The organism is Microbacterium sp. R86528, from assembly GCF_044596335.1.
GTDB classification, from domain to species: domain Bacteria; phylum Actinomycetota; class Actinomycetes; order Actinomycetales; family Microbacteriaceae; genus Microbacterium; species Microbacterium marmarense.
The window spans coordinates 1,753,257-1,779,608 of the sequence record NZ_CP138996.1 but is presented as its reverse complement, the minus strand read 5'-3'; the positions used below and the strand labels follow the sequence as shown (position 1 = coordinate 1,779,608).

At 64.0% G+C, this 26,352-nt stretch carries 28 protein-coding genes; 8 read left to right on the top strand and 20 right to left on the bottom strand.

Annotated features, from left to right (window positions below):
• Positions 1–18 precede the first annotated feature (18 nt).
• Genes SJY18_RS08270 through SJY18_RS08260 form a run of 3 tightly spaced genes read right to left on the bottom strand, consistent with a single transcriptional unit; the run spans position 19 to position 2,985 of the window.
• A complete protein-coding gene (locus SJY18_RS08270) occupies positions 19–1,155 on the bottom strand; it encodes an NAD(P)/FAD-dependent oxidoreductase (RefSeq protein WP_363583499.1) in 1,137 nt (378 codons plus the stop codon).
• Positions 1,148–1,861 (bottom strand): methyltransferase domain-containing protein, encoded by a 714-nt coding sequence (locus SJY18_RS08265; protein ID WP_363583501.1) that lies wholly within the window; start codon positions 1,859–1,861, stop codon positions 1,148–1,150. The genes SJY18_RS08270 and SJY18_RS08265 overlap by 8 nt, the downstream gene beginning before the upstream one ends.
• Positions 1,858–2,985 carry a type III polyketide synthase gene (locus SJY18_RS08260; protein ID WP_396667211.1) on the bottom strand — a complete coding sequence of 376 codons (1,128 nt, stop codon included), beginning with the start codon at positions 2,983–2,985 and terminating at the stop codon, positions 1,858–1,860. The genes SJY18_RS08265 and SJY18_RS08260 overlap by 4 nt, the downstream gene beginning before the upstream one ends.
• A gap of 149 nt (positions 2,986–3,134) precedes the next feature.
• On the opposite strand from SJY18_RS08260, the gene rraA reads away from it, so the two are divergent.
• Complete coding sequence (rraA, locus tag SJY18_RS08255; protein WP_363583505.1) at positions 3,135–3,602, top strand: ribonuclease E activity regulator RraA; 468 nt, start codon at positions 3,135–3,137, stop codon at positions 3,600–3,602.
• On the opposite strand, the gene SJY18_RS08250 is transcribed toward rraA, so the two are convergent.
• Positions 3,599–4,192 (bottom strand): nitroreductase family protein, encoded by a 594-nt coding sequence (locus SJY18_RS08250; RefSeq protein WP_396667210.1) that lies wholly within the window; start codon positions 4,190–4,192, stop codon positions 3,599–3,601. The two genes, rraA and SJY18_RS08250, sit on opposite strands and share 4 nt — an antisense overlap.
• A 171-nt stretch (positions 4,193–4,363) precedes the next feature.
• Here SJY18_RS08250 and SJY18_RS08245 point away from each other — a divergent pair, with 171 nt between their 5' ends.
• The gene (locus tag SJY18_RS08245) at positions 4,364–4,759 is read left to right on the top strand and encodes a VOC family protein (RefSeq protein WP_337336569.1); all 396 of its coding nucleotides are present in this window, start codon (positions 4,364–4,366) and stop codon (positions 4,757–4,759) included.
• Here the strand turns inward: SJY18_RS08245 and SJY18_RS08240 are convergent.
• A complete protein-coding gene (locus SJY18_RS08240; RefSeq protein WP_396667209.1) occupies positions 4,756–6,129 on the bottom strand; it encodes a glucose-6-phosphate dehydrogenase in 1,374 nt (457 codons plus the stop codon). The two genes, SJY18_RS08245 and SJY18_RS08240, sit on opposite strands and share 4 nt — an antisense overlap.
• A 77-nt stretch (positions 6,130–6,206) precedes the next feature.
• Here SJY18_RS08240 and SJY18_RS08235 point away from each other — a divergent pair, with 77 nt between their 5' ends.
• Positions 6,207–8,006 (top strand): glycoside hydrolase family 15 protein, encoded by a 1,800-nt coding sequence (locus SJY18_RS08235; protein ID WP_396667208.1) that lies wholly within the window; start codon positions 6,207–6,209, stop codon positions 8,004–8,006.
• Between the two features lie 61 nt (positions 8,007–8,067).
• Here the strand turns inward: SJY18_RS08235 and dhaM are convergent, their stop codons facing one another.
• The 4 genes from dhaM to SJY18_RS08215 are packed head-to-tail and all read right to left on the bottom strand — an operon-like array spanning position 8,068 to position 11,277.
• On the bottom strand, positions 8,068–8,826 hold the full coding sequence (gene dhaM, locus SJY18_RS08230) for a dihydroxyacetone kinase phosphoryl donor subunit DhaM (RefSeq protein WP_396667207.1): 759 nt from the start codon (positions 8,824–8,826) through the stop codon (positions 8,068–8,070).
• Position 8,827: 1 nt separating this feature from the next.
• Entirely contained in the window at positions 8,828–9,463 is a 636-nt protein-coding gene (dhaL, locus tag SJY18_RS08225) for a dihydroxyacetone kinase subunit DhaL (protein WP_337336565.1), read from the bottom strand.
• A 28-nt stretch (positions 9,464–9,491) separates the two neighbouring features.
• A complete protein-coding gene (dhaK, locus tag SJY18_RS08220) occupies positions 9,492–10,484 on the bottom strand; it encodes a dihydroxyacetone kinase subunit DhaK (protein WP_337336564.1) in 993 nt (330 codons plus the stop codon).
• A 28-nt stretch (positions 10,485–10,512) separates the two neighbouring features.
• A complete protein-coding gene (locus tag SJY18_RS08215; RefSeq protein WP_337336563.1) occupies positions 10,513–11,277 on the bottom strand; it encodes an MIP/aquaporin family protein in 765 nt (254 codons plus the stop codon).
• Positions 11,278–11,416: 139 nt separating this feature from the next.
• Here SJY18_RS08215 and SJY18_RS08210 point away from each other — a divergent pair, with 139 nt between their 5' ends.
• Positions 11,417–12,190, top strand: coding sequence for an IclR family transcriptional regulator (locus tag SJY18_RS08210; RefSeq protein WP_337336562.1), 774 nt, complete (start codon positions 11,417–11,419; stop codon positions 12,188–12,190).
• A gap of 18 nt (positions 12,191–12,208) precedes the next feature.
• On the opposite strand, the gene SJY18_RS08205 is transcribed toward SJY18_RS08210, so the two are convergent.
• The 4 genes from SJY18_RS08205 to SJY18_RS08190 all read right to left on the bottom strand — a co-directional run bounded on the left by SJY18_RS08205 (position 12,209) and on the right by SJY18_RS08190 (position 16,215).
• Positions 12,209–13,309, bottom strand: coding sequence for an ABC transporter permease (locus SJY18_RS08205; protein WP_396667206.1), 1,101 nt, complete (start codon positions 13,307–13,309; stop codon positions 12,209–12,211).
• Complete coding sequence (locus SJY18_RS08200; protein ID WP_337336560.1) at positions 13,306–14,190, bottom strand: ATP-binding cassette domain-containing protein; 885 nt, start codon at positions 14,188–14,190, stop codon at positions 13,306–13,308. Before SJY18_RS08200 ends, SJY18_RS08205 begins: the two co-directional genes overlap by 4 nt.
• A gap of 94 nt (positions 14,191–14,284) precedes the next feature.
• Positions 14,285–14,953, bottom strand: a complete 669-nt coding sequence (locus SJY18_RS08195) for a response regulator (protein ID WP_396667205.1) — start codon at positions 14,951–14,953, stop codon at positions 14,285–14,287.
• Complete coding sequence (locus SJY18_RS08190) at positions 14,950–16,215, bottom strand: sensor histidine kinase (RefSeq protein ID WP_396667204.1); 1,266 nt, start codon at positions 16,213–16,215, stop codon at positions 14,950–14,952. The genes SJY18_RS08195 and SJY18_RS08190 overlap by 4 nt, the downstream gene beginning before the upstream one ends.
• A gap of 86 nt (positions 16,216–16,301) precedes the next feature.
• On the opposite strand from SJY18_RS08190, the gene SJY18_RS08185 reads away from it, so the two are divergent.
• Positions 16,302–16,868 carry a hypothetical protein gene (locus tag SJY18_RS08185; protein WP_337336557.1) on the top strand — a complete coding sequence of 189 codons (567 nt, stop codon included), beginning with the start codon at positions 16,302–16,304 and terminating at the stop codon, positions 16,866–16,868.
• A 3-nt stretch (positions 16,869–16,871) separates the two neighbouring features.
• On the opposite strand, the gene SJY18_RS08180 is transcribed toward SJY18_RS08185, so the two are convergent.
• Complete coding sequence (locus tag SJY18_RS08180) at positions 16,872–17,711, bottom strand: exodeoxyribonuclease III (RefSeq protein ID WP_396667203.1); 840 nt, start codon at positions 17,709–17,711, stop codon at positions 16,872–16,874.
• A gap of 77 nt (positions 17,712–17,788) precedes the next feature.
• Between SJY18_RS08180 and pyrE the strand changes: the two genes are divergently transcribed.
• Complete coding sequence (pyrE, locus tag SJY18_RS08175; RefSeq protein ID WP_337336555.1) at positions 17,789–18,367, top strand: orotate phosphoribosyltransferase; 579 nt, start codon at positions 17,789–17,791, stop codon at positions 18,365–18,367.
• Positions 18,368–18,502: 135 nt separating this feature from the next.
• Here the strand turns inward: pyrE and SJY18_RS08170 are convergent, their stop codons facing one another.
• Together SJY18_RS08170 and SJY18_RS08165 are read right to left on the bottom strand one after the other, a co-directional pair.
• The gene (locus SJY18_RS08170; RefSeq protein ID WP_396667202.1) at positions 18,503–19,078 is read right to left on the bottom strand and encodes a YdeI family protein; all 576 of its coding nucleotides are present in this window, start codon (positions 19,076–19,078) and stop codon (positions 18,503–18,505) included.
• A gap of 32 nt (positions 19,079–19,110) precedes the next feature.
• On the bottom strand, positions 19,111–19,920 hold the full coding sequence (locus SJY18_RS08165) for an HAD-IIA family hydrolase (RefSeq protein ID WP_337336553.1): 810 nt from the start codon (positions 19,918–19,920) through the stop codon (positions 19,111–19,113).
• Positions 19,921–19,961: 41 nt separating this feature from the next.
• On the opposite strand from SJY18_RS08165, the gene SJY18_RS08160 reads away from it, so the two are divergent.
• Complete coding sequence (locus tag SJY18_RS08160) at positions 19,962–20,915, top strand: SDR family NAD(P)-dependent oxidoreductase (protein ID WP_396667201.1); 954 nt, start codon at positions 19,962–19,964, stop codon at positions 20,913–20,915.
• A 52-nt stretch (positions 20,916–20,967) separates the two neighbouring features.
• Here the strand turns inward: SJY18_RS08160 and SJY18_RS08155 are convergent, their stop codons facing one another.
• From SJY18_RS08155 to SJY18_RS08145, 3 genes are all read right to left on the bottom strand, one after another.
• On the bottom strand, positions 20,968–21,609 hold the full coding sequence (locus tag SJY18_RS08155; protein WP_337336551.1) for a metal-dependent transcriptional regulator: 642 nt from the start codon (positions 21,607–21,609) through the stop codon (positions 20,968–20,970).
• A 4-nt stretch (positions 21,610–21,613) separates the two neighbouring features.
• Positions 21,614–22,681 (bottom strand): hypothetical protein, encoded by a 1,068-nt coding sequence (locus SJY18_RS08150; protein WP_396667200.1) that lies wholly within the window; start codon positions 22,679–22,681, stop codon positions 21,614–21,616.
• 121 nt (positions 22,682–22,802) lie between these two features.
• Entirely contained in the window at positions 22,803–24,065 is a 1,263-nt protein-coding gene (locus SJY18_RS08145) for an Nramp family divalent metal transporter (RefSeq protein ID WP_396668898.1), read from the bottom strand.
• 322 nt (positions 24,066–24,387) lie between these two features.
• Here SJY18_RS08145 and SJY18_RS08140 point away from each other — a divergent pair, with 322 nt between their 5' ends.
• Positions 24,388–24,990 carry an RNA methyltransferase gene (locus tag SJY18_RS08140; protein WP_337337627.1) on the top strand — a complete coding sequence of 201 codons (603 nt, stop codon included), beginning with the start codon at positions 24,388–24,390 and terminating at the stop codon, positions 24,988–24,990.
• 18 nt (positions 24,991–25,008) lie between these two features.
• Here the strand turns inward: SJY18_RS08140 and SJY18_RS08135 are convergent, their stop codons facing one another.
• Complete coding sequence (locus tag SJY18_RS08135) at positions 25,009–26,334, bottom strand: MATE family efflux transporter (RefSeq protein ID WP_396667199.1); 1,326 nt, start codon at positions 26,332–26,334, stop codon at positions 25,009–25,011.
• Positions 26,335–26,352: the final 18 nt, after the last annotated feature.

Sequence of the window (26,352 nt, the reverse complement as noted above, 5' to 3'; positions counted from 1 at the left end):
GAGGCTGCACCGCGGACCTCATGCGTCTTTGTCGAGGCCCATTGAGTACGCATGGGCGAACAGGTTGCCTGTTCTCGAAAGCATGGTGCTGACCGCCGCTCTTCGCACTTGATCGGCCGCGGGATGGAGGGGTCGACCCAGCCGCGTGTTCATCGAGGCGAGAGCTGCGGCACGTCGGGCTGATGTCACGCGCCGGCGTTCCCAGCGCTCGAGTTCGTCTTCGGGGGCTGCGCCAGAACGAACCCATTGTGTGAGCAGGGGTGCCAGCGTTGCGGCATCGAGTAGGCCGAGGTTCATGCCCTGCCCGCCAATTGGGCTCACCTCGTGGGCGGCATCTCCGATGACGAACAGTCGGCCGTGACGCAAATGAGAAGCGACGAACCGGCGCACGCCGAACGACGTGGCTGTCTCGACCGCCGAGGCTGATTCTGCTCCCTCGCGTGATGCCACTACCTGCCGCAACCTGCTCACCCGCGCGGTTGCGTCGTCAGGGAGTTCGTCATCCCAAGCCACGTATCGCCGGAACCCATCGGGCAGCGGAAATGACTCCAGTACACCCGAGGAATCGAGGTGGACGACTGCGGTCTGCGGGTCGGCGAACGGGCCTGCGACTGCATCCGTCATCACGTAGCGATCGCGATAGATACGAGTCGAAATCGCGCGGCGTCGGAATACGAGATCGCGACCGGAGCTTCCAGAAGCGACCACTACGAGAGGAGAACGCGATTCAGTGATCCGGCCCTCGATGCGGGACCGCACGCGCACCCCCGATTCGTCGGGTTTCAGGCCAACGACGTGCGCACCGCGCAACGGGGTTGGTGCGCGCGATGCAAGCACCTGCTCAGTAGCGGCTTGCGGCAATGTGGCCACGAACCCGAAGCGACTGCGCGAGCGGTCGAAGTTCACGAGGCCTAGCCTCTTTCCGCGTGAGCGCGCTTCACCGCGCCAGACCCGCTGTGCATTTTCGAGCAGTTCGTCGGTGATACCAGAGCTCTCAAGCGCTGTCAGCACGGGGGCATGGATCCCAATCGCGCGACTGCCGGCTCCGGCTTCTGTGCGACGCTCAAGCACCAACACTTCAACTCCCGAACGCGACAGTTCGGCGGCGAGGAGCATGCCTACCGGCCCCGCGCCGACAATGACGACGTCAGGCATGGCCTAATCGCGAGGCGAGCAGTCGAAATGCGCTAGGAGTGTCGACAGCCCATTCTTTGCCGAGCACGCGTGAGAGCTCGGCGCGACGAAAGCTTCGACGGATCGAGCGGAGGCCATCAGTGCGCAGAAACGTTCCCGGGGCGAGTGGAGTGATCCCGACGGCGTACAGCGCGTAGGCGGCGCGACTGCGGGCGATATCAGAGTGCAGCACGATACCAGTCGACAACTGCGCTGACGCGTCGGCGAAGTCTCGGATCTGAACAGAGTCGAGGTGATGAAGCACGTGGTTCGACAACACGGCGTCAAACCTTTCGCCACCGCGCAGCAAGTCGTCGGCGTCAGCGGCGCGGAAGGTCACCCCTGGTGGGTGAGGTCGCTCGTTCGCAGCACGCAACGCGCGGGGGTCAGGGTCGGCGCCAACCCACTCGACGTCAAGCCCGTCCGTTTCGGCCAGCGCGGCCAGACGGAGCACGATATCCCCTCCGCCCGAGCCGAGGTCGAGTACCCTCGCTGGACGACGAAGCCCGACGAGGAAGGGTGCGAGATTGCTGCGGTAAACCGTGCCCCAGCCGGAGATGAGTCGGTTGACGGTGTGGAATCGACGCAGTGTTGCGCGAAGTCGTTCAGGGTCACACTCCGGGTCGTCCATCAGTTCACGCAGTTGTTCGTCGCGGATGCTGAGGGTGGTGCGGGTGCGGGCAGTCATGCTGTGGCTGACCGCTTCGTGAGAAGCGCCGACTCAACAGTCAGCCCTGGGCCGAATGCGAGTGCACACACGCTGTCACCGTCGCCGAGCTCTTCGTTGTGGAGCATCTCGCGCAAGATGAAGAGGAGCGTTGCGCTCGACATGTTTCCGTACTGTCGCAATACGGCGCGTGAGGAGTCAATCGCGCGCGGTGCGAGATCCAGCCCGGTTTCGACGCGGTCAAGAACGCTCCGTCCACCGGGGTGCACTGCCCAGGCATCCGGTTGTGCGTCCACGCCGAGAAAGGCATCGACTGCACCGCGGATCTCGCGGCCGATGATGCGCGGCACCTCTGCCGAAAGTGTCATCTCGAAGCCGGCGTCGCCGATCGTCCAGACCATGTCGCTTTCGCCTTGCCCGGTGAGGGTGGTCGCGAAGCGCTCCATATCTAGTCCGCCGTGGTGCCCCAGCTCCGCGCGTGCCGATACGATCGCGGCACCCGCCCCGTCTGCGAACACCGATGCCGCGACGATCTGCTGGGGGTCGTTCGAAGCCCGCACGTGCAAGGTGCATAGTTCTGCACACACCACCAGCACCACGGCATCGGGCTGAGCCGAGGTGATCCGCGCGGCAAGGCGAAGTGCAGGGATAGCAGCGGCGCAGCCGATGAATCCCAAGTGATAGCGCTCGACAGTGGGGGCGAGCCCAAGATCACGAACGAGCCGATAGTCGGGGCCCGGCGCGAAGAATCCCGTGCATGACACCGTGACGACATGGGTGATGTCTTCGGCATTGATATGTGCTTCTGCAATGGCGTGCGAAGCCGCGCGCGCAGAGAGCTCGGGCGCCACGGCGGTATACACGTCATTTCTGGTTCCGGTGCTCGGAACCAACAGTTGTTCGTCGTCGATGAAATCAGGGCCGCGGTCTGTAGATCCCCCGCCGGCGGGTTCGGCGTCGGCATCGCCTAACTGGGTCAGCACCGTATGGCGATAGTCGATGTCGGCAGCGTCAAATGAGGCCTGGATGAGCCGTTGAGTGAGTCGGTCAGCGCCCGGCTGAGAAGCCAAGAAGTCGCGTATCCGCGTCTGCGCCACACGAGTAGGGGGCACCGCCGTAGCGAGGGAGAGGATGCGCGCCGTCATACTCCCCACCTAAGCACGCACAGTCGGTGCGTGGGTCGCGCTTGCGACGTGGGCCCCCACCGGCTAGGCATTCACTGGGCGTGAAACTCTGCGATTTTTCACCGCAGAGCCCCACCGGCGCAGCATCCACTCGCCCTTAGCCTGAGGGAATGACCATCGCGACGGCTGACCTCTATGACGAACGTGGTGAAGCGCTCGACTCGCTCTCGCTACCCATGCTTGACCTTGGCGGGCACGTCAGTTTTGATGGCCCGATTCGTACCGTGCGTTGTCACCGCGACAACGCATTGGTCAAGGCGATGCTCGCGACACCGGGCGAAGGCGCGGTGCTCGTCATTGACGGCGGCGGCTCGCTGGAGTCTGCGCTTGTGGGAGACCTGATCGGTGCATCAGCCGTCAAGAACGGCTGGGCGGGTGTGATTGTCAACGGTGTCATTCGAGACCGTGAAGCGCTGGGGATGCTGCCGCTCGGCGTCAAAGCACTCGGCAGCAACCCGCGCAAGAGCGCAAAAGACGGGGTGGGTGAAGCCGACACGGATGTCGTCATCGCGGGGGTGCTGTTCACACCCGGCAAGCACGTGTGGGCAGATGCCGACGGAGTGCTCGTCGAGCGCTAGGCCCCGAGAATCAATTCGCTGACCGGACGCCGCACCCGAGGAGCGACTTCGCGCTCAGCAAGTGCCTCGGGAAGGCTGCCAGCCTCACCAATCTCGCCGATCGCAATTGCCGTCATCGGAGTGAATCGCTCTGAAAGATCGAATGCGCTGCGCACCGCATCGCGGTCGAAGCCGCCCATCTGGTGCACGTGAAGTCCGTCGTGATGCGCTTGCACGCTGAGGTGTGCCACTGCCTGGCCAAGGTCGTAGGCCGCAAACGCAATGTCGGTGCCGTCTTCGGCGGTGGTCTCGGCAACAGCGATGATGAGTGCTCCGGCGTTGGCCGCCCACATCCGGTTGAAGCCCATGAGCGACGCAACCAGCGTGTCGTGCGCTGTGGTGCCACGGCGGGCGACGATGAACCGCCACGGCTGCAGGTTATGAGCCGAGGGCGCCCAGCGCGCAGCTTCGAGCGCGCTGGCGAGCTTGGTCTCATCGATGTGTGCGGCGGCGTCGAAAGCGCGAGGGCTCCAACGACCGGCCAATACGTCCAAGACTGGACTATCGGTCTTAGCGAGGCGGTCAGAAGTGAGCACAGTTGCGTTGGTCATCGGAGTTCCTTCAATCAATGGATGCTGCTCGGGCGCCGGTGACCGCACTTTCGATAACAACATACGCACGCAGGAATTCCCTGCATGCGGCATCCACAATTACCGAACGGCTCTAGACAACGACAACGAAGCAGAGAATGCTGGCGAGCGAAGCGATGTCAGGAGGAAGAGATGTTCACAAAAGAGGGTGCATTCAGCGGGTTCTCGGTCGATGACATCGACGCGGCGCGCGAGTTCTACGGCAACGTACTCGGGCTCGACGTCGAAAGAAACCCGATGGGTTTCCTCAACCTGACTCTCGCCTCAGGAGGCAGCATCCTGATCTACGCGAAGCCCAACCACACGCCCGCGAGTTTCACGATCTTGAACTTTCCGGTCGCCGATATCGATGCCGCGGTCGACGACCTCAACGCGCGGGGCGTGACCACGAAGATCTACGGCAACGAAGAATTCGAGTCCGATGACCGAGGCATCGTGCGGGGAAACGGGCAGGGCCCCGATATCGCATGGTTTCGCGATCCCGCTGGCAACGTGCTCGCTGTCATGCAGGAAGAGGAACCCGCCTAGAGCTCGGGCCACGCCTTCGGCCCTGACGAACCGGCGGGATAGTCCTCGAGCGGCACCTGATCGGCGGCCCATGCCTCCAGCACCGGCTGCACGATGTGCCAGCAGCGCTCAGCGGTATCGCCTCGCACCGACAGCGACGGGTCGCCGTCGATGATGCCCGCGAGCACTTCACTGTAGGCACGGCGTTCGCCTTCGCTGAAGTCTGCTTCGAGCGTTGCGCGATCGAGGTGAAACGGCGCACCGGGGCCGTTGAGGTTGAGTTCGAGCGCCATCTTGTCGGCACCGAGCGAGAGGCGAAGCACCGATGGTTCGGTAGAGCCGTCGAAGCCCGCTGGCAGCAGTGACACCTGGCGGAAGCGAATGACGATCTCGCTGCACTTCTCGCCGAGTCCTTTACCCGAGCGCAGCGTGAACGGCACCCCGGCCCAACGATGCGTGGCTACTGCGAAGGTCACCTCGGCGAGTGTTTCGGTATTGCGCGTGACGTCGACACCGCCCTCATCGACATAGTTCGGCAGTTCGCGACCGTTGATGGAGCCGGCGGTGTACCGGGCGCGGCGCGAGTTGGCCGCAGGATCGTGGTTCCACACGCTGGTGGCGCGCAGCGCGGTCGCTTTCGCTTCACGGAAGTCTGCAGCATCCAATGTGGCCGGCGGGTCCATCGCGACGATCGCGAGCACCTGCAGCAGGTGGCTTTGGATCATGTCGACCATTGCACCCGCTTTGTCGTAGTAGCCGGCGCGGTTTTCTAGCCCCAACGTCTCGTCGTAGCGAATGGCGACAGATTCAATGTGCTCACTCGACCACACCGGCTCGAACACTCGGTTCGCGAAGCGAAGACCGAGCACGTTGAGCACGGTCGAGCGACCGAGAAAGTGGTCGATGCGGTGCACCTGCTCTTCGGGTACCACCCGCGTCAGCTGCTTATTGAGCAGCTGTGCGCTTGCTTCGTCGGTGCCGAAAGGCTTCTCCAGCGCGAGAATGAGGCCGTCGGGCAGATCGACCGACTCAAGGGCGGTGCACGCCTTCGCGGCGACGGCCGGGGGCACAGCGAAATAGAGGGCCACAGTCCCCGAGCACGTGTCCAGCAGGGCGGCGAAGTCTTCTGAGTCGGTGATGTCGCTTTTGCGATAGCGGGCGCCTGCGAGCACTGCCTCAACGGTTGCGCCCGAGGCATCCGCGGTCGCGAATGAGTCCGCGACGACCGAGCGCCACTTCTCGTCTGTCCAGTCATCCATCCCGGCGCCGACGAGGTGCACCGTGCGGTCTGGCTCTTCGGTGAGAAGCTGACCGAGGGCAGGCAGCAGCAGCCTGAAGGTGAGGTCGCCAGAGGCACCGAGAATACACAGGGTCGTTTCGGAGTCCGTCATGCCGCCCACCCTAGCGGGCAGGTCTTTCGCAGACGTGCCGGCCCGGCGCCACCGACGAGGCTGACACAATCGAACACATGGCTTCACCGATCGAGGACTACGCAATTCTCAGCGACTGCCACACGGCGGCACTCGTCTCGCGCGAGGGCAGCATCGATTGGCTGTGCTTGCCCCGCTATGACTCTCCGTCGACGTTTGGCGCGTTGCTGGGTGACGACACTCACGGCAAATGGATGCTGCGCCCCACCGATCCCGACGCTGAAACGGCCAGGCACTATGACGGCGATGGCTTCATCTTGGTCACACGCTGGCAGACCGCGTCGGGCGTCGCGGAAGTCGTCGACGTGATGCCGCACGGCGATCGTCGTGCCGACGTGCTGCGTCGTGTGCGGGGCATCGAAGGAACCGTCGAGTTCGAACAAGAACTGCGGGTGCGCTTCGACTACGCGCGGGCTATGCCCTGGATGCGACAGGCTGGCACCGACGATGCGCCCGCGTTGATTGCGACGGCGGGGCCTGATGCACTCGTTGTGCGTGGCGCTCGCCTCACCGCGTCGGATCACGCGCACCGCGGCACGGTCACTGTCGCCGCAGGCGAGCAGGTGGACCTGACACTCACATGGTTCTCTTCACACAAGGATGTTCCCGCCCCGATTGATGTCGATGCGGCGCTCGCCAGCACGGTCGCGTGGTGGTCGAAGTGGGCAGAGGGCATCGAGCACGCGGGTCCGCATCACCGCGAGGTCGTGCGGTCGCTGCTCGTTCTTCGTGCGCTCACCCACGAAGACACCGGCGGAATCGTTGCGGCAGCGACGACTTCGCTGCCCGAAGACTTCGGTGGCGTGCGCAACTGGGATTACCGCTATGTCTGGCTTCGCGATGCTTCTCTGACGCTTGAAGCGTTGCTTGATCATGGTTTCGTCGAAGAAGCGCAATCGTGGCGGCGTTGGCTGCTCCGAGCGATTGCGGGCAGCCCAGAAGACCTGCAGATCATGTATGGGCTCTCGGGTGAGCGCGACCTCACAGAGCGCACGCTGGATCATCTTCCTGGGTATGACGGAGCATCTCCGGTGCGCATCGGCAACGGAGCGGTCGACCAGTACCAGGCCGACGTGATCGGCGAGGTCATGGTCGCGCTCGAGGCGGCGCGCATGGCCGGGGTTGATGAGACCGAGTTTTCGTGGCCGCTGCAGCGGGCACTGCTCGATTTCGTCGAGCGGAACGTCGACCGTGCCGATAACGGCATCTGGGAGATTCGCGGCGAACCTCGCTACTTCACCCACTCACGCGTGATGATCTGGGCGGCGTTTGACCGCGGTGCGCGGGCGGTGCGCGAGTTTGGGCTTGATGGCGACGCGGCGCGTTGGGAGGAGCTTCGCGATCGGATGAAGGCCGAGATCGACGATCGAGGCGTCGACCCCGAAGGCGGGCACTTCGTGCAGACCTACGGATCAACCGACGTGGATGCCGCGCTTCTGCTGTTGCCATCAGTGGGCTTCTGCAAGGCCGATGACCCGCGCATGCTGGCGACGGTTGCCGAGATGGAGCGCACCCTGCTTCACGACGGCCTGTTGCACCGCTATCGCACTCAGACGGGAGTCGATGGTCTGCCGGGCGACGAGCATCCGTTCTTGGCATGCTCGTTCTGGCTCGTCGAGCAGTATGCAGCGAGCGGCCGGCTGAACGATGCACGCCTGCTCATGGACAAAGTCTGCGGGCTATCGAATGATCTCGGATTGCTGTCGGAGGAGTACGACGTGACGCTCCGGCGGCACGCGGGGAACACTCCCCAAGCGCTTTCGCACCTCGCGCTGGTGCGCGCGGCTGATGCACTGGTCGGTCACAGCGGTCGCGCGGCTCACAAGCAGAACGCGTAAACGACGGATGCCTCACCCACGCTGAGCGCCGGGTGAGGCATCCAATCTGGTGTGCTCGCGCCTAGAGTTCACCGAAGCCCTGCGCTACGAGGCTCTCCAGCTCGCCGATCACTTCTTGGGCCTGGGGCCCGCTAGCGTCGATGCGAACTTTGGCGCCCTGCGTCACGCCCAACGACATCAGCGAGATCAGCGAAGCGCCTGAGGCCGGGGCCTTGTCGCTGCCGAGGTCGGTGATGGTCACCTTGGCGTCATAGCGACCCACAGTCTTGACGAAAACCGCTGCCGGGCGCGCATGCAAGCCTGACGGATTGCGAATCACGCCCGTGAACACTGCGACACCGCTGGTTGCGGGTGCGGGGTCTGTCGCGGTTTCGGCTGGCGCTGCTGCGGGCGGTTCAGCCGCAGCTTTCCTGCCGGGCGCACCCTCAAGCTGTGCGATCTTGCCATCGAGCGCTCGGCGCACTTCAGCATCCACCTCGTCCAGTGAGGCGCCGCTTGCCGCGACGACGACGGCCGCGATCAGTCCCTCGACGAAGGGAGCATCGCTGAGGCGAACAGCGGCATCGCTGCTGACGAACTCCAGAGCCATGCCGGCGCTCAGGATCGCTGAACCCAGGTCCATCAGCACGAGCACGCCATCGGGCGTTGCAACTTCATCGATTGCCGCGGCGATTGCCACCGCGTCGGTTCCGGTTGAGCCGTCAGAAGTACCTGCGGCGATGCGCACTGTGGGTGGGGCGTCTCCGCCCATTTCGAGAGCAAGATCCACCGCTGCCTGTGCGAGCGCGGGGGAGTGCGAGACGACAACAATCGAGATCATGTCATTCCCCCAGCGCGTCGCTGAGCGCGCGGAACAGCAACGTTGTCGACGCGGCGCCCGGGTCGAGATGTCCGGCGCTGCGGTCACCGAGGTAGCTTGCGCGACCCTTGCGGGCCACCAACGGAATCGTGGCGTCGCGACCCACTTCGGCAGCCGCCAATGCCGCTGCCGAAGCCTGGGCAGCTGACTCACCTGCGGCGACAGCAGCATCCCACGCGTCGATCGCCGGAGACATCGCGTCAAACATCGTCTTGTCGCCCTGCTCAGCTTTTCCGCGCGCAACGATTCCACCGAGTCCGGCGCGCAAAGATGCTGCGGTGCCCGCCGCATCGAGCGTTGTCACCGCGCCTGCATTCATCCCGAACCGCAGAAAGAAGGTGCCGTAGAGCGGTCCGCTCGCCCCGCCAACGCTGGTCACGAGCGTCATGCCGACCGCTTTGAATAGCTCTGCGACTGACTCGAACTCTTCGGAGTCGAGCTTGGCAGCCACGGCATTCATGCCGCGCGTCATATTGGCGCCGTGGTCGGCGTCGCCGATCACCGAGTCGAGCTCGGTGAGCTCGGTCTGGTGCTCGGTGACGAGCACCTGGAAGCGTCGGAGCCAATCGGTCAGCTGGTCGATCGTGACATCAGTCATGGTGGATCTTCTCTCTTCGCTTTGTTTCTCAGGCTCCCCAGCGCAAGCCGGGAGTGACAACGGGAGCGTCCCACAGGCGCAGCAACTCGTCATCGGCCTTCAGCACGGTGAGCGAGCAACCTGCCATATCAAGGCTCGTGATGTAGTTGCCGACCAGGCAGCGGGCTGCATTCACGCCAGCTTCTTCGAGCAGTGCGGCCACTTCTCCGTACATCAGGTAGAGCTCGATGAGCGGGGTGCCGCCGAGTCCATTCAGCATGACGATGGCGTCGCCGCTGGCATCGATGTCGTGCAGAATCGGCTCCACCAGCATGGCGGCGACCTGTTTCGCGCTTGCCAGGGGAACGCGGTGGCGGCCGGGTTCGCCGTGAATGCCGACGCCCACCTCCATCTCGTCATCGGGCAGGTCGAAGGTCGGCTTTCCGGCGGCAGGGACGGTACAGCTGGTGAGCGCGACGCCCATCGAGCGCCCGCTTTGGTTCACGCGCTCAGCGAGCGCGACGATGGCGTCGAGGTCGTAGCCCTCTTCAGCAGCAGCCCCGACGATCTTTTCGAGAAGAACGGTCGTTCCCACACCGCGACGCCCGGCCGTGAACGTGGAGTCCTCAACGGCGACGTCGTCGTTGACGATGATGGACTCGACGCGCACGCCTTCGGCTGCGGCGAGCTCTGCAGCCATCTCGAAGTTCAGCACGTCGCCGGTGTAGTTCTTGACGATGTGAAGCACGCCCGCACCCGAATCGACGGCTTGGGTCGCAGCGAGCATTTGATCAGGTGTGGGCGAGGTGAACACTTCGCCCGCGCACGCGGCGTCGAGCATTCCGGTGCCAACGAATCCGCCGTGCAGCGGCTCGTGTCCGGTTCCTCCGCCGGACAGCAACGCAACTTTGCCTGGGCGAGTGGGGGTACCGCGATAGATCACGCGGTTCTCGTGATCAACGCGCAGATCGGGGTGAGCGGCTTCGACGCCCTTGAGTGAGTCGGCGAGCACGGCTGCGGGCTCATTGATGAACTTCTTCATTTTGGGTTCCTTTATCGAAGACTGAAAATTAGGCGCTGGCGACGGGCTCAGCGGGTTCTGACTCGACTGCGGCGGCCTTGTCAGCCGCGGTGTGAGCCACTATGCCAAACAGCACACCGGCTGCAACACCCCCGAGTAGCTCAGCGATGAGATAGACGGGCAGTTGCTCCCAGGCGATCGTGCCGCCGGCGATCTGCTGGACGAGCATCGGTCCGATGGTGCGGGCCGGGTTGATCGATGCGCCGGTGATCGGGGCGACGGGAATGATGGCAGCGAACACGACGAATCCGATGACCAGTCCCGCCCACCCCAGAGCCGCCTTGCGGTAGATCACTCCGAAAACACCGAAGACGAGAAGAAAGGTGCCGACGAATTCGGCGAAGAAGGCTTGGGTCCATGGGATGTCAGCGCCATAGGCGGCAACGCCCAGCCCAAGGTCGCTGGCTGCCTGACCCATCACACCGAGTATGACGACGGCACCGACGATCGCGCCCAGTACCTGAGCGATCATGTAGGGCGCGACGAGCTTCCACGGGTGCTTTCCGGTCACGGCGAGGGCGAGAGTGACAGCCGGGTTGATGTGGTTGCCCGAGATGTAGCCGAAGATATAGACCGTCACGACGACAATCAGCGCGAAAGACAATGAGATGAAGCCGAGTTCGGCGCCAGTGAATGGCTCACCGCCTCGGGCAAGAGCCAGGGCGGGCACCGAGCCGACGCCGACAAACACGAGCATTGCCGTACCGATGAGCTCTACGGCGAGTTTCTGCCAGAGCTTATTTTCATCATCCATGAGGTCTCCTTTGATCCGGATGCGTCGAACTGCTTTCGACATTATCGAATAATGGCCGGAAACCGGGAGGGTGTCAAGGGGTCGATACGAATGCGCTATCGTTCACCACGTGCTCTTCCGCGGCATAGGAGGTGCGGGCATGATCCAGTCAATTGACCGAGCAGCGAAGATTCTGTCGAGTCTTCAGGGCGCTCGCCACCTAGGTATCACCGACTTGGCGGCAATCCTGGAGCTTCCGCCCTCGACCGTTCACGGACTCGTCAAGTCGTTGCAAGAGCATGGCCTCGTGGCAAAAGAGCCGGGCACTACCCGCTACATGCTGGGCCCGGCATTGCTGAAGCTGTCGAACGTGTATCTCGACACTCTCGACGTGCGTGCACGCGCGATGCGCTGGACAGCCGAGCTTGCCCGCCGCACGGGCTGCGCCACCCGGCTCGGCGTGGCGCTGTTTGACGAGGTGATTGTGATCCACCACAATCGTCGACCCGACGGCTCGGAACAGATGCCCGAGATCGGGGTGACGATTCCTGCGCATGCGACAGCGCTGGGCAAGGTGCTGCTGGCCTACGACCCCAACGTTGCAGATCCACTCATTGCCGGCGAGCTGCGAAGCCTCACCGGCGCTACGACCACCGATCCCGCTGATCTCGCCGTGCAACTCGCGCAGGTAGTCGAGCGGGGCGCCGCACACGATGAGGATGAAGCAGTTCTCGGCGAATCGTCTATTGCGGCACCGATCGCTGACCGCTCCGGTCAGGTCGTCGCAGCGATCTCGGTCGTCATGCCCACGAGCGAATACCCGCCTGGCGACACCGTACTCAACGACCTACGCGAGGCCGCCCGCAACATCTCACGTGAACTCGGTGCTCCGAGCTGGCCGCCCGCAGTCGCACCGCGCAGAGCAGACGACTGAACAGCCAGCATCCACTCGCTATGAGCTGAGCGCCTCGCGAAGCTTGACGCGCGCGCCCATGCGCAGCAACGAGTTCTGATAGATGCGGGCGCCAATGACGATGGCACCGGCGCACGTGACGATGAGAATCGCCAGCGACAGCAGCGGCTCCCACCACTGCGCTTCGCCGAGAAAGAGCCGCAGCGGCATTCCAACGGGAGCCGAGAACGGCACGTACGACATGATCGTGAGCACCAGCGGATTGTCGAAGAAGAAGATCACCAAGAAGTAAGGAGCCATGACCAGCAGAGTCAGCGGGGTCGTGGTCGAACCGACATCTTCTTGGCGCGACACCATCGCGGCCGCGGCGGCGAACAGCGACGCAAGCAAGATGAAGCCAAACAAGAAGAACACCGCGAACCATGCGATCGGTCCGCCCAGTCCTTGCAGCAGTGCGGTTTGTCCAGCGACGGTGAGACCGACGATGGCGATGGAAGACAGAATCAAGACCTGACCCATCGCCAGCACCGTGTTACCGGCGACCTTGCCCGCCAGCAGCGCCCTGACCGGAATTGCTGAGATCAGCAACTCAACCACGCGCGTCTGCTTCTCTTCGACCACGCTCTGCGCGATCGTTCCGCCGAAGAGTGACGCCGCCATCAGGAAGACGATTCCGAAGCCGATCGCGGCAAGGTAGGCAAGCGCGCCATTGGTATCGCTGGGATTCAGCAGCTCCACCGGTGGTACCTGGGCGAAAGTCAGCAGCAGGGTGTTGCCCGCGCTCTCATCGGCGAGCAGAGTGAATCCCACCGGTGACGCGGGGTCGGCAACGACGGCAGCATCCACTTCACCGCTCGTGACCAACGACTCAGCCTCAGACCGATCAGCGACTTCGGTGACATCGAGCCCGGGTACACCCTGCACATACTGCGTCGCGCCTGCGGTGACCGCGACGGGGGTGCCCGTCGAGCTGCCGCCGGCGAATCCCAGCCAGATGACCCCGATAAGCGCGGCGACGAAAAGGATTGCCGTCGAGATCACAAACGCCTTGCTGCGCAGTTTTGAGCCGATCTCGCGCTCGGCCACAAGGACCACACTCTGCACGAATGGCGGCGCGGTGACACTGATGGTGTTGCTCACTGGATGACCTCCTTGAAGATCTGGGCAAGTGAAGGATGCTGCGGTGCAAAGCTCGCCACTGCGCCGAGCTCGACAGCGCGGCGCAGTACGCGCTGGGCAACCTCGTCGGAATCGGCGTCGAACAAGGCGTAGCCACCGTCAAATTCGAGCACGGTGACCCCAGGATCATCGCGCAGCCAACCAGTGTCGCCCTCCGAGATCAGCTCGAAGCGACGAGTCGAATGCTGGGCGCGCAAGTGCTCGCGTGAGCCGGCGGCACGAATCTGGCCATTCGCGATGATGATCAAGTCGTCGCACAGCCGCTCAACCACGTCGAGCTGGTGTGACGAGAACAGCACTGCGGCGCCAGCTTGGGCACGCTCGTGCAACACCCCTGCGACGACGTCGACAGCGAGGGGATCGAGACCAGAGAACGGCTCGTCGAGGATCAATACCTCGGGGTCGTGCACGAGTGCTGCTGCGATCTGTGCGCGCTGCTGGTTGCCGAGCGAGAGCGTCTCAACATCGTCGTTGAGGCGCTCGCCCAGACCGAGCTGATCGAGGAGGGCGGTCGCGCGAGAAGACGCGTCAGCTTTCGAGAAGCCATGCAGCCTCGCGAGGTAGGTGATGTGCTCTTGCACCTTCATCTTCGGGTACAGGCCGCGCTCTTCGGGCATGTAGCCGAAACGCCGCCGATCAGCCTCACTCAGCTCAGTGTTGTCGAGGGTGATCGCGCCGCTGTCTTTTGCGAGCACGCCCAGCACGATTCGCATGGTCGTGGTCTTGCCAGCACCGTTGCCCCCGACGAAGCCGGTGAGGCGTCCTGGTTTGACGTCGAACGACACGTCGTCGAGGGCGAGGCGTTCACCATAGGCCTTCGTGATTCCTGTCAATTGCAGCATGTCTTCAACGCTACGGCTGCGGTGTTGAGCCGGGCATCCCCCGTGAGGGGGAGATTATCCGCGATGCCGCGATGCCGCGATGCCGCGATGGGCGCTAAGCGAGACCGTGGCGGTGCGCGTAGACCACGGCGGCGACCCGATCGCGCGCGCCGAGCTTCTGCAGCACCTTCGAGACGTGGGTCTTCACCGTGGCCTCGCCGATGAAAAGCGAAGCGGCGATCTCAGCATTGCTCTGCGCTTGCGCAAGCAACTGCAGCACTTCGGTTTCGCGCTCAGTGAGTGGCACCGTGATTGCGGGCGTCGGCTGCTCAGCCGATGACGAAACGTGCGCCGTGGCGAACCGTTCGATGACCCGTCTGGTCACCTCGGGCGCGAGCAATGCATCACCGGCTGCGGCGACGCGGACGGCCGCAATGAGCTCTTCGGGTCCCGCGTTCTTGAGAAGAAAGCCGCTGGCGCCGGCATCGAGAGCTGCATAGAGATAGTCATCGCGATCAAACGTGGTGATGATGACAATCGCCGCATCCATCCCTTCGATCTCGGTGATCTTGCGGGTGGCCTCGATGCCGTCCATTTCGGGCATCTGTACGTCCATGCAGATCACCTGCGGCTGCAGCTCACGCGCTGACGCGATAGCTTCAGCACCGTTCGCCGCTTCGCCGACGATGGTGATGTCACTGGCGGTTTCGAGGATCATGCGAAAACCGGCGCGCATGATCGCGTGATCGTCGACGAGCAGCACGCGGATTGCAGCGCGGGTCATACGGGCACCACGACGGACACAGGAATGCGCACTCGCACCAGAAAACCGCCCCGCGGGCGCGGTCCGATCTCGATTGTTCCGCCCGATGCCGCGGCACGCTCACGCATGCCGAGCGTTCCGAGGCCGGCGCGTGCTGTCGCGACTGTACGACCTGAGTTGGCGACTTCGAGCTCGACCGCACCTTCGTCATATCGCAAGCGCACGTCTGCGGTGGCACCTGCTCCGCTGTGGCGGCGCGCGTTCGTGAGTGCCTCTTGCGCAATGCGATAGATGTTGACCTGCACAAGTTCGGGCATCTGCGTGGGGGTGCCGATGACAGTCAGCGTTGTCGGCATGCCGTTCTCGCGCGCGTGCGCAACCAAAGTTTCGAGGTCGTGCACGGTGAGGGTGGAGCCATCGGGTGTGTCGTCGAGCGGGGAGCGCAGCGTCTCGAGCAGCTGCCGAAGCTCGTCGAGCGCCGCTCGCGCGGATGACTCGACCGCGAGCAGCGCGGTGCGTGCTTTCGCGGGATCAGCGTCTAACACCGTGCGCGCAGCGCCCGCCTGCACCCCCATCGACGAGACATGGTGCGCGACCACATCGTGCAGCTCTCGAGCGATGCCTACACGGTCGAGGGCCACAGCCTGAGCGGCCGTGAGTTCACGCTCATCTTCGAGTTCGCGCGTGCGTTGCTCGAGGGCCTTTAGATCGAGAGCCGAGGCATATGCACGATCGCCCATATAGTACGCCCCACCGAAGAACGCGATGTTCGTCAGAAACTGAATCAGCATGTAGGCGACGAACGGGGAGAAGAGCCCCTCGCGAGACAGCCCACCGTCATCGTCAGTAGTGGCGGCTTGGAAAGTAGTGACCATCAGCCAGAGGAACATGCCGACGATGATGCCGACGCGCACCCAGAATGCGCGGCGGCGGTTGTCGACCCACGCGCCCACCGAGTAGACCACGATGAACAGCGAGATGTTGCTCACATAGAACTCGGGGATGCGGGCCGTCACCCCGATGAAGAATGCGAGCGTCACCACAATCGCGGCGATCTCGGGCGCGCGCCGGCGGAAGGCGAGCGGTACCGCTAGCCCCGCCCCGTAGAGAATCGCCCAGCCGATGCTTGGGGACTCATCGCCGAACAGCCCCGCTGTCGCGCCGAGGGCTGCGCTGATGACCGCTCCGACGAGCAGCGCGGCAGCGAGCCACACGTCGGAGCGCAACTCCGCGGGGGTTGCGGGCTTGCGCCGCGGAGTCACGGCTTGTGGATGAGAGGGCATGCTTTCACGCTAGGCGCAATGGATGACCCGGGCATCCCCCTTGCGGCGGAGACAGTGAGCGGGCCTCGTCCGATAGCGTTCCTTGCATGGGCAAATCGGCGGAGGATTTGGATGCGGCGCAGAAGCAGCGACGCGATGTGCCGATCGGGGTGGTGATGGTTGCCATGTCGGTGGCCGTATGGTGGCCCTCTTTCACACTGGGTGCGTACGGTGAGATCTTCTTCGATCAGCTGATGGCTATTTGGGCTGCAGCGACGGCGGCATTCGTCTTCGTGCTGGTCGAGCGCAGACCGGTCGGCGGTCGGCTCGTGCGCGCGTTCTTGCTGTTGTTGCCGTCACTGTGGCTCTTGCTGATGTTCACGTTGAATGACGAAGAGCAAGACTTCTTCGTGATCATCGTCGATTTGGGGGCGATCCTGGCCGTACTGATTGGCTTGCCCTTTACGCTCTGGGTTCTCGTGCGCATCGTCTGGCCTGACTTCGCGCACAACACCCGGGGTGCTGACAGGTGGCTGATCACGGTGGTGGTGCTAGGCATCGCCATGGCATCGTTCATGCTGGGTCTTGCCCAAGACCGCTTTCTCACGTGTGAGGATTTCGTGATCAGCGGCAACACGGCGCCCACTGATTGCACGCCCGCGCCGCCCGATTAAGCGCTAGAAGATCATTGGCCGATCGTCATCGTCGGGCTCATCAAGGTCGACGTCGACCACCACGGGTACGTGGTCGCTCGGGATGTCGCCTTTGCGCTCGTCTCGATGAATCGCCGCCCCGGTCACGCCGTCGGCGAACGAGCGTGAGCCCAGAATGAAGTCGATGCGCAGCCCCTGGTTGCGGGGAAAGCGCAACTGCTTGTAGTCCCAGTACGTGTAGCCGGAGGGAACCAGAGGGCGCACCACGTCGGTGAGCCCCGCGGTCTGGAGGGCAGCAAAGGCTTCGCGCTCGGGTGGTGACACGTGGGTAGCAAATCCCGGCACGATCGTCGGGTCGCCGTTGTCGGCGTCGGTCGGCGCGATGTTGAAGTCGCCAACGAGTGCGAGCGGAAGGTCGGGATCACCGGCCAGCGAGGTGCGCGTGTACTCCTCGAGCGCCTTGAGCCAGCGCAGCTTGTAGTCGTAGTGCGGGTCGCCGAGCGCTCTGCCGTTGGGCACGTAAAGACTCCACACCTTCACGCCGCCAATGGTGGCGCCGATGGCGCGGGCCTCAAGCGGAGCATCCGGACCCTCATGGCCCTTTGCGAACCCGGGCATGTTCGCAAAGGCGGTCTCGACGTCTTCGATCGGCTCGCGACTCGCGATGGCGACGCCGTTCCACTGCGAGAGCCCATGTGCCTCGACGTGGTACCCAGCCTCTTCGAACTTGGCGAACGGAAACTGATCGACCTTGCATTTGATCTCTTGCATCGCGAGCACATCGATCGACTCGCGCACCGCGAACTCAACGGTTCGCTCAACGCGCGCGCGGATGGAGTTGACGTTCCAGGTGGCAAGACGCATGCGTTCAAGATTACGGTCGAGCGGCGACCCCGCGGTACACGGCGGCGACGTTCGCGGCAGTCAATAGACTCGTCACCATGACCGTCTCCTCCGTGCCCTCTGTCGAAGCTGACCGCCAAGCCCTCATCGGGCTGATCAAGGCCGAAGCCGTGTTTCACGGCGACTTCACGCTCTCGAGCGGCAAGAAGGCGACGTACTACGTCGACATGCGCAAGCTCACGCTCGATCACCGCGCTGCGCCCGCCATTGGCCGCATCATGCTCGATCTGATTCGCGACATCGATGGCATCGTCGCCGTCGGTGGACTGACGCTCGGCGCCGACCCGATCGCCAACTCGGTGATGCACGAATCTGCGCGCACCGATGAGCCGCTTGACGCGTTCGTGGTGCGCAAAGAGCCGAAGGATCACGGTCGTGGTCGTCAGCTCGAAGGTGCCGACGTTGTCGGCAAGCGCGTGGTAGTGGTCGAAGACACCTCGACGACCGGTCAGTCTGCACTCAAGGCCGTAGAGGCGTTGCGCCGGGAGGGTGCGGAGCCGGTGGCCGTTGCGGTGATCGTCGACCGCAAGACCGGCGCCCAGGCGGCAATCGAGGCCGCCGGTCTGCAGTGGCTTGCCGCGATTGACCTCGACGATCTGGGGCTGGCGCCGCAGTAAAGCCCGCAGCTAACACTGCGCCGGCGCGCGCTCAGTCGCGATCGCGGCCGCGCCACCATTGCCAGATGAACACGGTCAGCGTACCCAGCAAGACGATGGCGCTGGTGGCAAAGATCAGATTCTGTTCAAGCTCGGTCATGATGGTCGCTTTCCTTGCGCGGCGTCCGCCACGATCTTGGTGATGCGGGCAGACTTCGTCTCTTCGCGCTTCGCGAGCGCGATCTGGCTGAGTCCTAGTTTCTTGATGGACTGGGGGAAGGCATCCCAGTTGGCGCGCGCGGCGGGAGCAGCATCCAATGCCCGCGCGAATGCCTCTGGTTCGATTCCCGCTTCAGGGCCGTCGAGCACCTCCCATGAACCATTCGCCTTGGCGACCGCGATCGCTTTCCAACCGGCTTCCGTCATGAGACCTTGTTCTTCGAGCACGATCAGCCGCGCCTTGTTTGTTGCTGCCCACCCGCCGTTAGGTCGTCGCGGTGAGAACCACAGGCCTCCGCTTCGTTCGTCGAAGGAGCGCGTCGGGCCGTCGATCCAGCCGAAGCAGAGGGCCTGGCGCACGGCGTCCTCATAGCCGACCGCTTCAAGAGCGAATCCCGCACGGGCGCGCACCAACCACACACCTTTCGACGCGCGATGGTGTGCTTCCAGCCACGACCGCCAGGAATCGGCATCCGGAACGAGAATGCGTTCGCCCTCGTCTAGTGCGCCCATGCCAACGAGCCTATCCGGGCGCGGGCAGTCGTTCAGAGAATGCTGACGTCTTCGCTCTCGACAGGCTCATCTGAGAGCAGGTCGGCCACGGAGTGGAGCACCTCGTCGGGACGGAAAGGGTAGCGGTTGATCTCGGCATCGTTCGAGATGCCCGTCAACACCAGCACCGTGTGAAGGCCTGCCTCGATGCCCGCGACGATGTCGGTGTCCATACGATCACCGATCATGCCTGTGTTCTCGGAGTGCGCTCCGATGCGGTTGAGTGCGGAGCGAAACATCATCGGATTCGGCTTGCCAACAACGTAGGGATCCATGCCCGTCGCCTTGGTGACCAGCGCAGAAATCGCTCCGGTGGCGGGCAACACGCCGTCAGCAGACGGACCCGTCGCATCTGGATTGGTAGCGATGAATCGGGCACCAGCGCCGATCAATCTGATCGCCTTGGTAATCGCTTCGAATGAATAGTTGCGAGTTTCGCCGACCACGACATAGTCGGGTTCCGTCTCAGTCATGATGAAACCCGCCTCGTGCAGAGCCGTCGTCAGGCCAGCTTCGCCGATCACGAACGCTGTGCCGCCGGGCGTCTGCGACTTGAGAAAGTCAGCTGTGGCCAGGGCAGAAGTCCAGATCGCCTCTTCAGGAACGATCAACCCCGATGCGCGCAGCCGAGCGCTGAGATCGCGCGGGGTGAAGATCGAGTTGTTTGTGAGCACAAGAAACGGGGTGCCCTGTGTGCTCCACTCTTCAAGCAACTCGGCAGCGCCGGGGATGGGACGGTTTTCGTGCACAAGCACGCCGTCCATGTCGGTCAACCAGCATTCAATATCGGCTCGGGTCCGCATATGGGCCAGCCTAGGCCCGAAAGGGGCCTATCGTCGTACTGATGGCGAGTACGACCTGGAACCCAGAGCACCTCCCTGATCTGACAGGCAAGGTGTATCTCGTCACGGGCGCGAACGCCGGACTCGGATACTTCTCCTCTGAGCAGCTGGTTCGAGCCGGGGCCAGAGTGATCATGTCGGGCCGAAATCCGAAGCGCATCTCAGCTGCCCGCGCGGCGATCCGTCGAAGAGTTCCGAATGCTGAGCCAGACGCGACCGAAACCTTGATTCTTGACACTTCGAACTTCGGTTCGGTGCGTTCCGCTGCTGCCAGTGTGCGCGGGCGCGGCCCCCTAGACGGACTGCTGCTGAACGCCGGCATGGTGCACCCCCCGAAAAAGCGCGAGGTGACGCTCGACGGCAACGAGATGGTGTTCGCCACGAACGCACTCGGACACTACGCGCTCGCCGGCTCGCTGTTGCTGCCGCTGGCTGCGGCGTCAGGTCGCATGGTCTGGCTCGGCAGTATGTCGACGTCGATCTCACAGTACGACCCTGTCGATCCCCAGCTGGTGAGCAATTACTCCGGCTGGCGCGCCTACGTGCAGTCGAAGATCGCAACAACGGTGCTTGGCTACGAGGCCGATCGCCGACTTCGTGCGGCGGACGTCGACGTGACCAGCGTTATCGCTCATCCCGGCTATTCGGTGAGTGGCCGCACACCGGGCATCACCGGAGTGAACGAACCTTCGCGAAGCGCTCGATTCTTCGACAACCTGCAGGCTCCGATGACCCAGTCAAAAGAGCACGGTGCCTGGCCACTGGTGAGGGCTCTCGTCGACCCTGACATCAGCGGTGGCGAGTACTGGGGTCCGAAGTCCACGATGCGGGGCGTGCCCAAGCTGCAGAAGTCCTCCAAGATCACGCGATCGCTCGACGTTGCCGAACGCATCTGGCAGGTCAGCGAAGAGGTGACCGGCGTGCAGTGGCCGTTCGCGCAGGCAGCAGGGGCCTGAACGTCGCGCTGCGGGCTGGCGATGCAACCGCTGCCGTCGCGCTGAACAGCTGCTAGGCCGAGGCGCTCAACCAGACGGCTTCGATCGTCTCGGCAGGCATCGCGATCGTCGTGTTGTCGATCACGAGAGTGTCAGCATCCATCACCAAGACTTCGGCACCCACCGTCAGACCGGCCTCCTCGGCGACGCGCAAGATATCGGCATCGCGGTCGCTGACCCGCAAGACGCGACCGCTGTGCCCGGGCGCTGCGAGCGCAAGAAGCACAAACGGTTCGCGCTCGACATGGCCGTCGGCATCGGGGATCGCGTCGCCGTGAGGATCGAACCGGGGTCGCCCGAGGCGTTCGTCGATGCCCTCTAGCAGCCGATCACTGATTGTGTGTTCCAGCTCTTCGGCTTCTTCATGCACTTCGTCCCACCCGTAGCCGAACTCCTGCACGAGCCAGGACTCAATCAGGCGATGCCGGCGCACCATTGTCGCGGCGCGCTCATTGCCCGCATCGGTGAGCGCGATCGGACCATAGGGCCGATGGGTGACGAGCCCTTGTGCAGCGAGCTTCAACACCATCTCGGTGACGCTTGAGGGCGCAAGGCCGAGCACGTTTGCAAGCTGGGAGGGCGTGATGCGGGCGTCCTGCCACTCAGTGTGGTGATAGATCGCCTTCAGATAGTCATCGATCGCAGCAGAGGGCACGCAATCAGGGTACCGGCGCCATTGACCGGGGTTGCGCTGAGAAGTAGCGCCGAATCAACGCGGGGGCGACGACCAACGCGATGAAACCCGCAACCAGCTTGTCTAGTACTGAGGTGATGATGTTTGACGAGAACACCGTGCCCACCGCCTGAGCGCCAACTATGGCGATGTTCTCTGCGATTGCTTGAGCGCCGACGTTGGTGGATGCTCCACCGAAAACGAACACGATCACGGGTGTCGCCACGAGGGTGCAGGCCAGCGCTACCGCAAGCGTCAGGCCAAAGAAGTGAAGTGGCGTGCGATCCAGGCGCCACGCGCGCACACCGTACCCCCACAGCAGTGCGCCAGTCATGTTGACGAGCATGAACGGCAGGCCATCGGCAGACGCGTCAATCACCGCGAACAGTCCATGGGTAGAAACGGCGACGAGCACGCCCCACCACGGTCCGAGGGTGATGGCTGCGACGGCGGTGCCGATCATGTCGAGATATATCGGCAACGAGAGCGCAACGGCAGTTTCGGAGCCAGCCATATTGGCGGCCACGCTCAGCATGACGATGAGCAGCGTCGCGATGATGCGGCGGCGGTCGGCGGCGCCGCGAGCGGGCTTGCCGCCACGAGCTGCCACGGGCGCAGCGGCGGCGGCGGGCGCAGCAGCGGCGGCGAGCGAGGTGGACGGTGTCAGTTGCGGCGAGAGCTGCGCGCCGTCATCGGAAGCCGCCACCACGGCCTGCTCAGGCGCGGCCGCTTTCAGTGAAGGGTCGCCATTTCGAGCTTGGATGCAGTAGCGGCGCCACCATTCGGCGCGCTCGGGGCTTTCGCCCAGCACTGTCGCAATGTCGGCGACGAGCGCGGGGTTGATGCGCCTGCGCCCCCGCCGAAAGGCGTCGTACACGGTAGAACGGCCGACGTATGCGGTGGCAGGGCTCACGCCGCGGCTCTCGCGCAGCTTGCACACCTGGTCTGCGATCTGCGTGTAGCTGAGCTCGCCAGATTCAAGGCGCAGCAACTGAAAGTCTGAGACGAAGCTGTCCAAGATGCTGTCGACTGAGAGCGATTCGTCGGACTGCATCGGCCCCCCGATCTATGCGCCTTCGATGTCAGGATCATAGCGGTGCGCGACGACATACCGACCTCATCTGCCAGGTCGGTATGCCGACAATCGTTCGAGAGGTGTCTCGCTTGGCCGCGCCCTACGCCCCGGTGAACAGCAACCAGAGCAGCACCGCATTGAGCGCGATGAGAAAGAGGGATGCTGCGATCCCGGCGATCGTCGTGATGATGCGGTTGCGAAATGCGCCGAGCAGATTGCGCTGGGCGGTGAGCGCGACAAGCGGCACGAGCGCGAACGGAATTCCGAACGAGAGCACCACCTGGCTGAGCACGAGCGCCAGGGTCGGGTCTACGCCTATGGCCAGAATGGCGAGGGCCGGAATGAGGGTGACCAGTCGTCGGGCGATGAGCGGTATGCGTATCTTCAGCAGGCCGTTCATGATTTCGGCACCGGCATATGCGCCGACGGACGTGCTTGCCAGCCCGCTAGCTAGCAGTCCCACCGCGAACAGGGTGGCAACAACTGGGCCGATGCCGGTGTAGAGCGCCGCGTAGGCACCTTCGAGCGTGTCGGTGCCGGGAACGCCGGCGAGATTTGCGGCGGCGAGCAGCAGGATGCAGAGGTTGACGGTTCCTGCTATCGCCATGGCGATGGTGACGTCCCATCGTGTCGCGCTCAGGAGGCGCGCGGTTGAGATGCCACGAAGGGTCGCAAGCGAGGTGGACGTGCCGTGGGCGCCGTCGTTCGCGAGTGGTTCGGGCGAGTTCGGGTGCGGTTTCGGCGGCGCGAAGCGGTCACGAGAAAGAGCGGAGTGCGCATAGATCGCGTGCGGCATGATCGTCGCCCCGAGGATGGACGCTGCTAGCAGCACACTGCCGGTGTCTTCGAAGCGCGGCACCAGGCCCGCGGCAACTCCGGCCGCATCGGGTGGGGCGACGAACACGCCAAAGGTGAATCCGATAGCGATGATCGCGATGAGACCGATCACCACGAACTCGAAACTGCGCGCGCCTCGGCGAGTTTGCACCATGAGCAGCACGATCGACACGGCGCCCGTGATGACGCCACCCCACACCAGCGGAATGTTGAACAGCAGGTTCAATGCGACTGCGCCGCCGATCACTTCGGCAATATCGGTCGCCATGGCGACCAGTTCGGCCTGCAACCAGTAGGCGCGCCGAGCCCAGCGGTTCTTCATGCGGTGGCCGAGCGCTTCGGGCAGGCTCTGCCCTGTGACGATGCCGAGCTTGGCCGACAGGTACTGAATCAGCCACGCCATGACGTTGCCCAGAACGACCACCCAGACCAGCAGGTAGCCATATTTCGCACCAGCGGTCATGTTGCTGGCGACGTTGCCAGGGTCGAGGTACGCGACACCTGCTACGAGCGCTGGCCCGATCAGCCAGGCAGTGCGAGGAGTCTTCGCAGTGCGAGGAGGCTTGGCAGCGCGAGCACGAGGGGCGCCCCCGGCGTACGAGACGTTCTTCGGCAGATCTTTCGGCACACCGAAACTGTACGCCATGTTTCGGGTCGCCGAAAAGTGCAACTCAACGCCGTGCGCTCATACCGTGGTCGATGGGTCCCCGCCCCAACACGGGTAGCCTGAGCCGGTGACAGAACCCGCAGATCCCACCGGTCCGGCAGAGCGCGATGCCTCCGCGGAACAGGATGCCTCCGCAGAGCACGATTCCTCCGCGGTACACGTTGTTGCCGCCGAGCCGCAGCTGCCACACGGCGTCGGGCCTTGGCCCGGCGGCCAAGATGAGTGGCCAGACGACCCGCGCTTTGACCGCGACCTGCTCGCTCAAGGCGACTCGCGGAACGTGATCGACCGGTACCGCTACTGGAGCATGGACGCGATCGTCGCTGACCTTGACCAGCATCGCCACCCGTTCCACGTGGCGATCGAGAACTGGCAGCACGACATGAACATCGGCTCGATCGTGCGCAGTGCCAACGCTTTTCTCGCGAATGAAGTGCACATCATCGGCAGGCGGCGCTGGAACCGCCGCGGCGCGATGGTCACCGACCGCTACCAACACGTGCGCCACCACGAAGACATCGCCTCATTCAAACGGTGGGCAGATGCTGAAGCCCTCCCGATACTCGCGATCGACAACGTCGAAGGCTCAGTCCCGGTTGACAAAGCAGAACTGCCCGAGCAGTGCGTGCTGCTCTTCGGCCAGGAAGGACCGGGGCTCTCTGCCGAGGCTATCGCCGCAGCATCCGGAGTCATTGAAATCACTCAATACGGCTCCACCCGCTCGATCAACGCGAGTGCGGCTGGCGCGGTCGTGATGTATGAATGGTGCCGTCGCTGGGCCTAGGTCGCTGGGCTCAGGTCGCTATGCGCCAGCGGTCATCCACTCAGAGCCCCGAACGCGCCAGCCGAGCGTGACCAGCCGTGCCAGCATGTACACCCCGAAGAAGGCCGCCGACAGCCAGGCGAGACCCGCCGCTCCCGTCGGCGCCAGCGCCGCTACCAACACGAGTGCGGGCAAGAACGGTGCGAGATTCAGCACACCCACCCACGCAAGGTACCTCGCGTCTCCGGCGCCGATGAGCACCCCGTCAAGCACGAAGACGATGCCGCAGACGGGCTGGGCGACCGCGAGCACGATCAACGCCGGTTGCACGAGAGCGGCGACCTCGGCTGAGCCCGTGAACAGCAGCCCGATCACACCGGAGCAGGCGCCAATGATTGCGCCCACGATCACGCCGAACCACGCGCCCCACGCAACTGTGCGGCCGAGCACTCTCTTGACGGTTGCGGAGTCTTCGGCCCCCAAGCTCTTGCCGATCAGCGCTTGAGCGGCAATCGCTAGGGCATCGAGCGCGAAGGCAGCGGTCGAGAAGATGGTGAACGCTACCTGCCAACCCGCCAGTTCGGCGGTGCCGAGTCCCGCGGCAACCCCAACGGTCGCTAGCAGTGCAAAGCGCAGCGACACCGTGCGAAGGAACAGCCATCCGCCGATTCGAGCCGAGCTGCTCACGCCGTCGCGTCCAGGACGAATGGATGCTGCGTGTCGCCGCGCCATGCGCCCGATGACGATCACATAGGCGCCGACCATGCCCCACTGCGCCACGACAGTGCCCACGGCCGCGCCAGCAATTCCCCACCCGAATCCATAGATGAACAGCCAGTTCAACAGCGCGTTCGCGCCGAATCCGATGCCAGCGATCCACAGCGGGGTAACGGTGTCTTGCATGCCGCGCAGCAGACCCGTTGCGGCGAAGACGATGAGCATCGCCGGTAGCCCCCACATCGACAGACCCAGATAGGTCGCGGCCTGCGCGGCCACCGCGTCGCTCGCGCCGAAGAGGCTGACGAGCCACGGGGTGAGAAGGTAGCCGGCGACTGCGAGCACCGCGCCCATGCCGAGCGCCAGCCACATGCCATCGATGCCGACCGACACCGCCTTTGACGAGTTGCCGGCACCGAGGCGTCGGGCGACGGCCGGGGTTGTCGAGTAGGCGAGAAACACCATCAACCCGACGATCGTCTGAAGCACAGCCGAGGCGATGCCCAAGCCCGCGAGCGGAACTACCCCCAAGTGGCCGACAAGTGCCGAATCCACGATCAGGAAGAGCGGTTCGGCGATCAGTGCCCCCAGCGCGGGAACAGCGAGTCGCAGAATATCGCGGTTCAGCGTGTTGGGGGGCGTAGTCACGTTCACAGCCTACGGTCG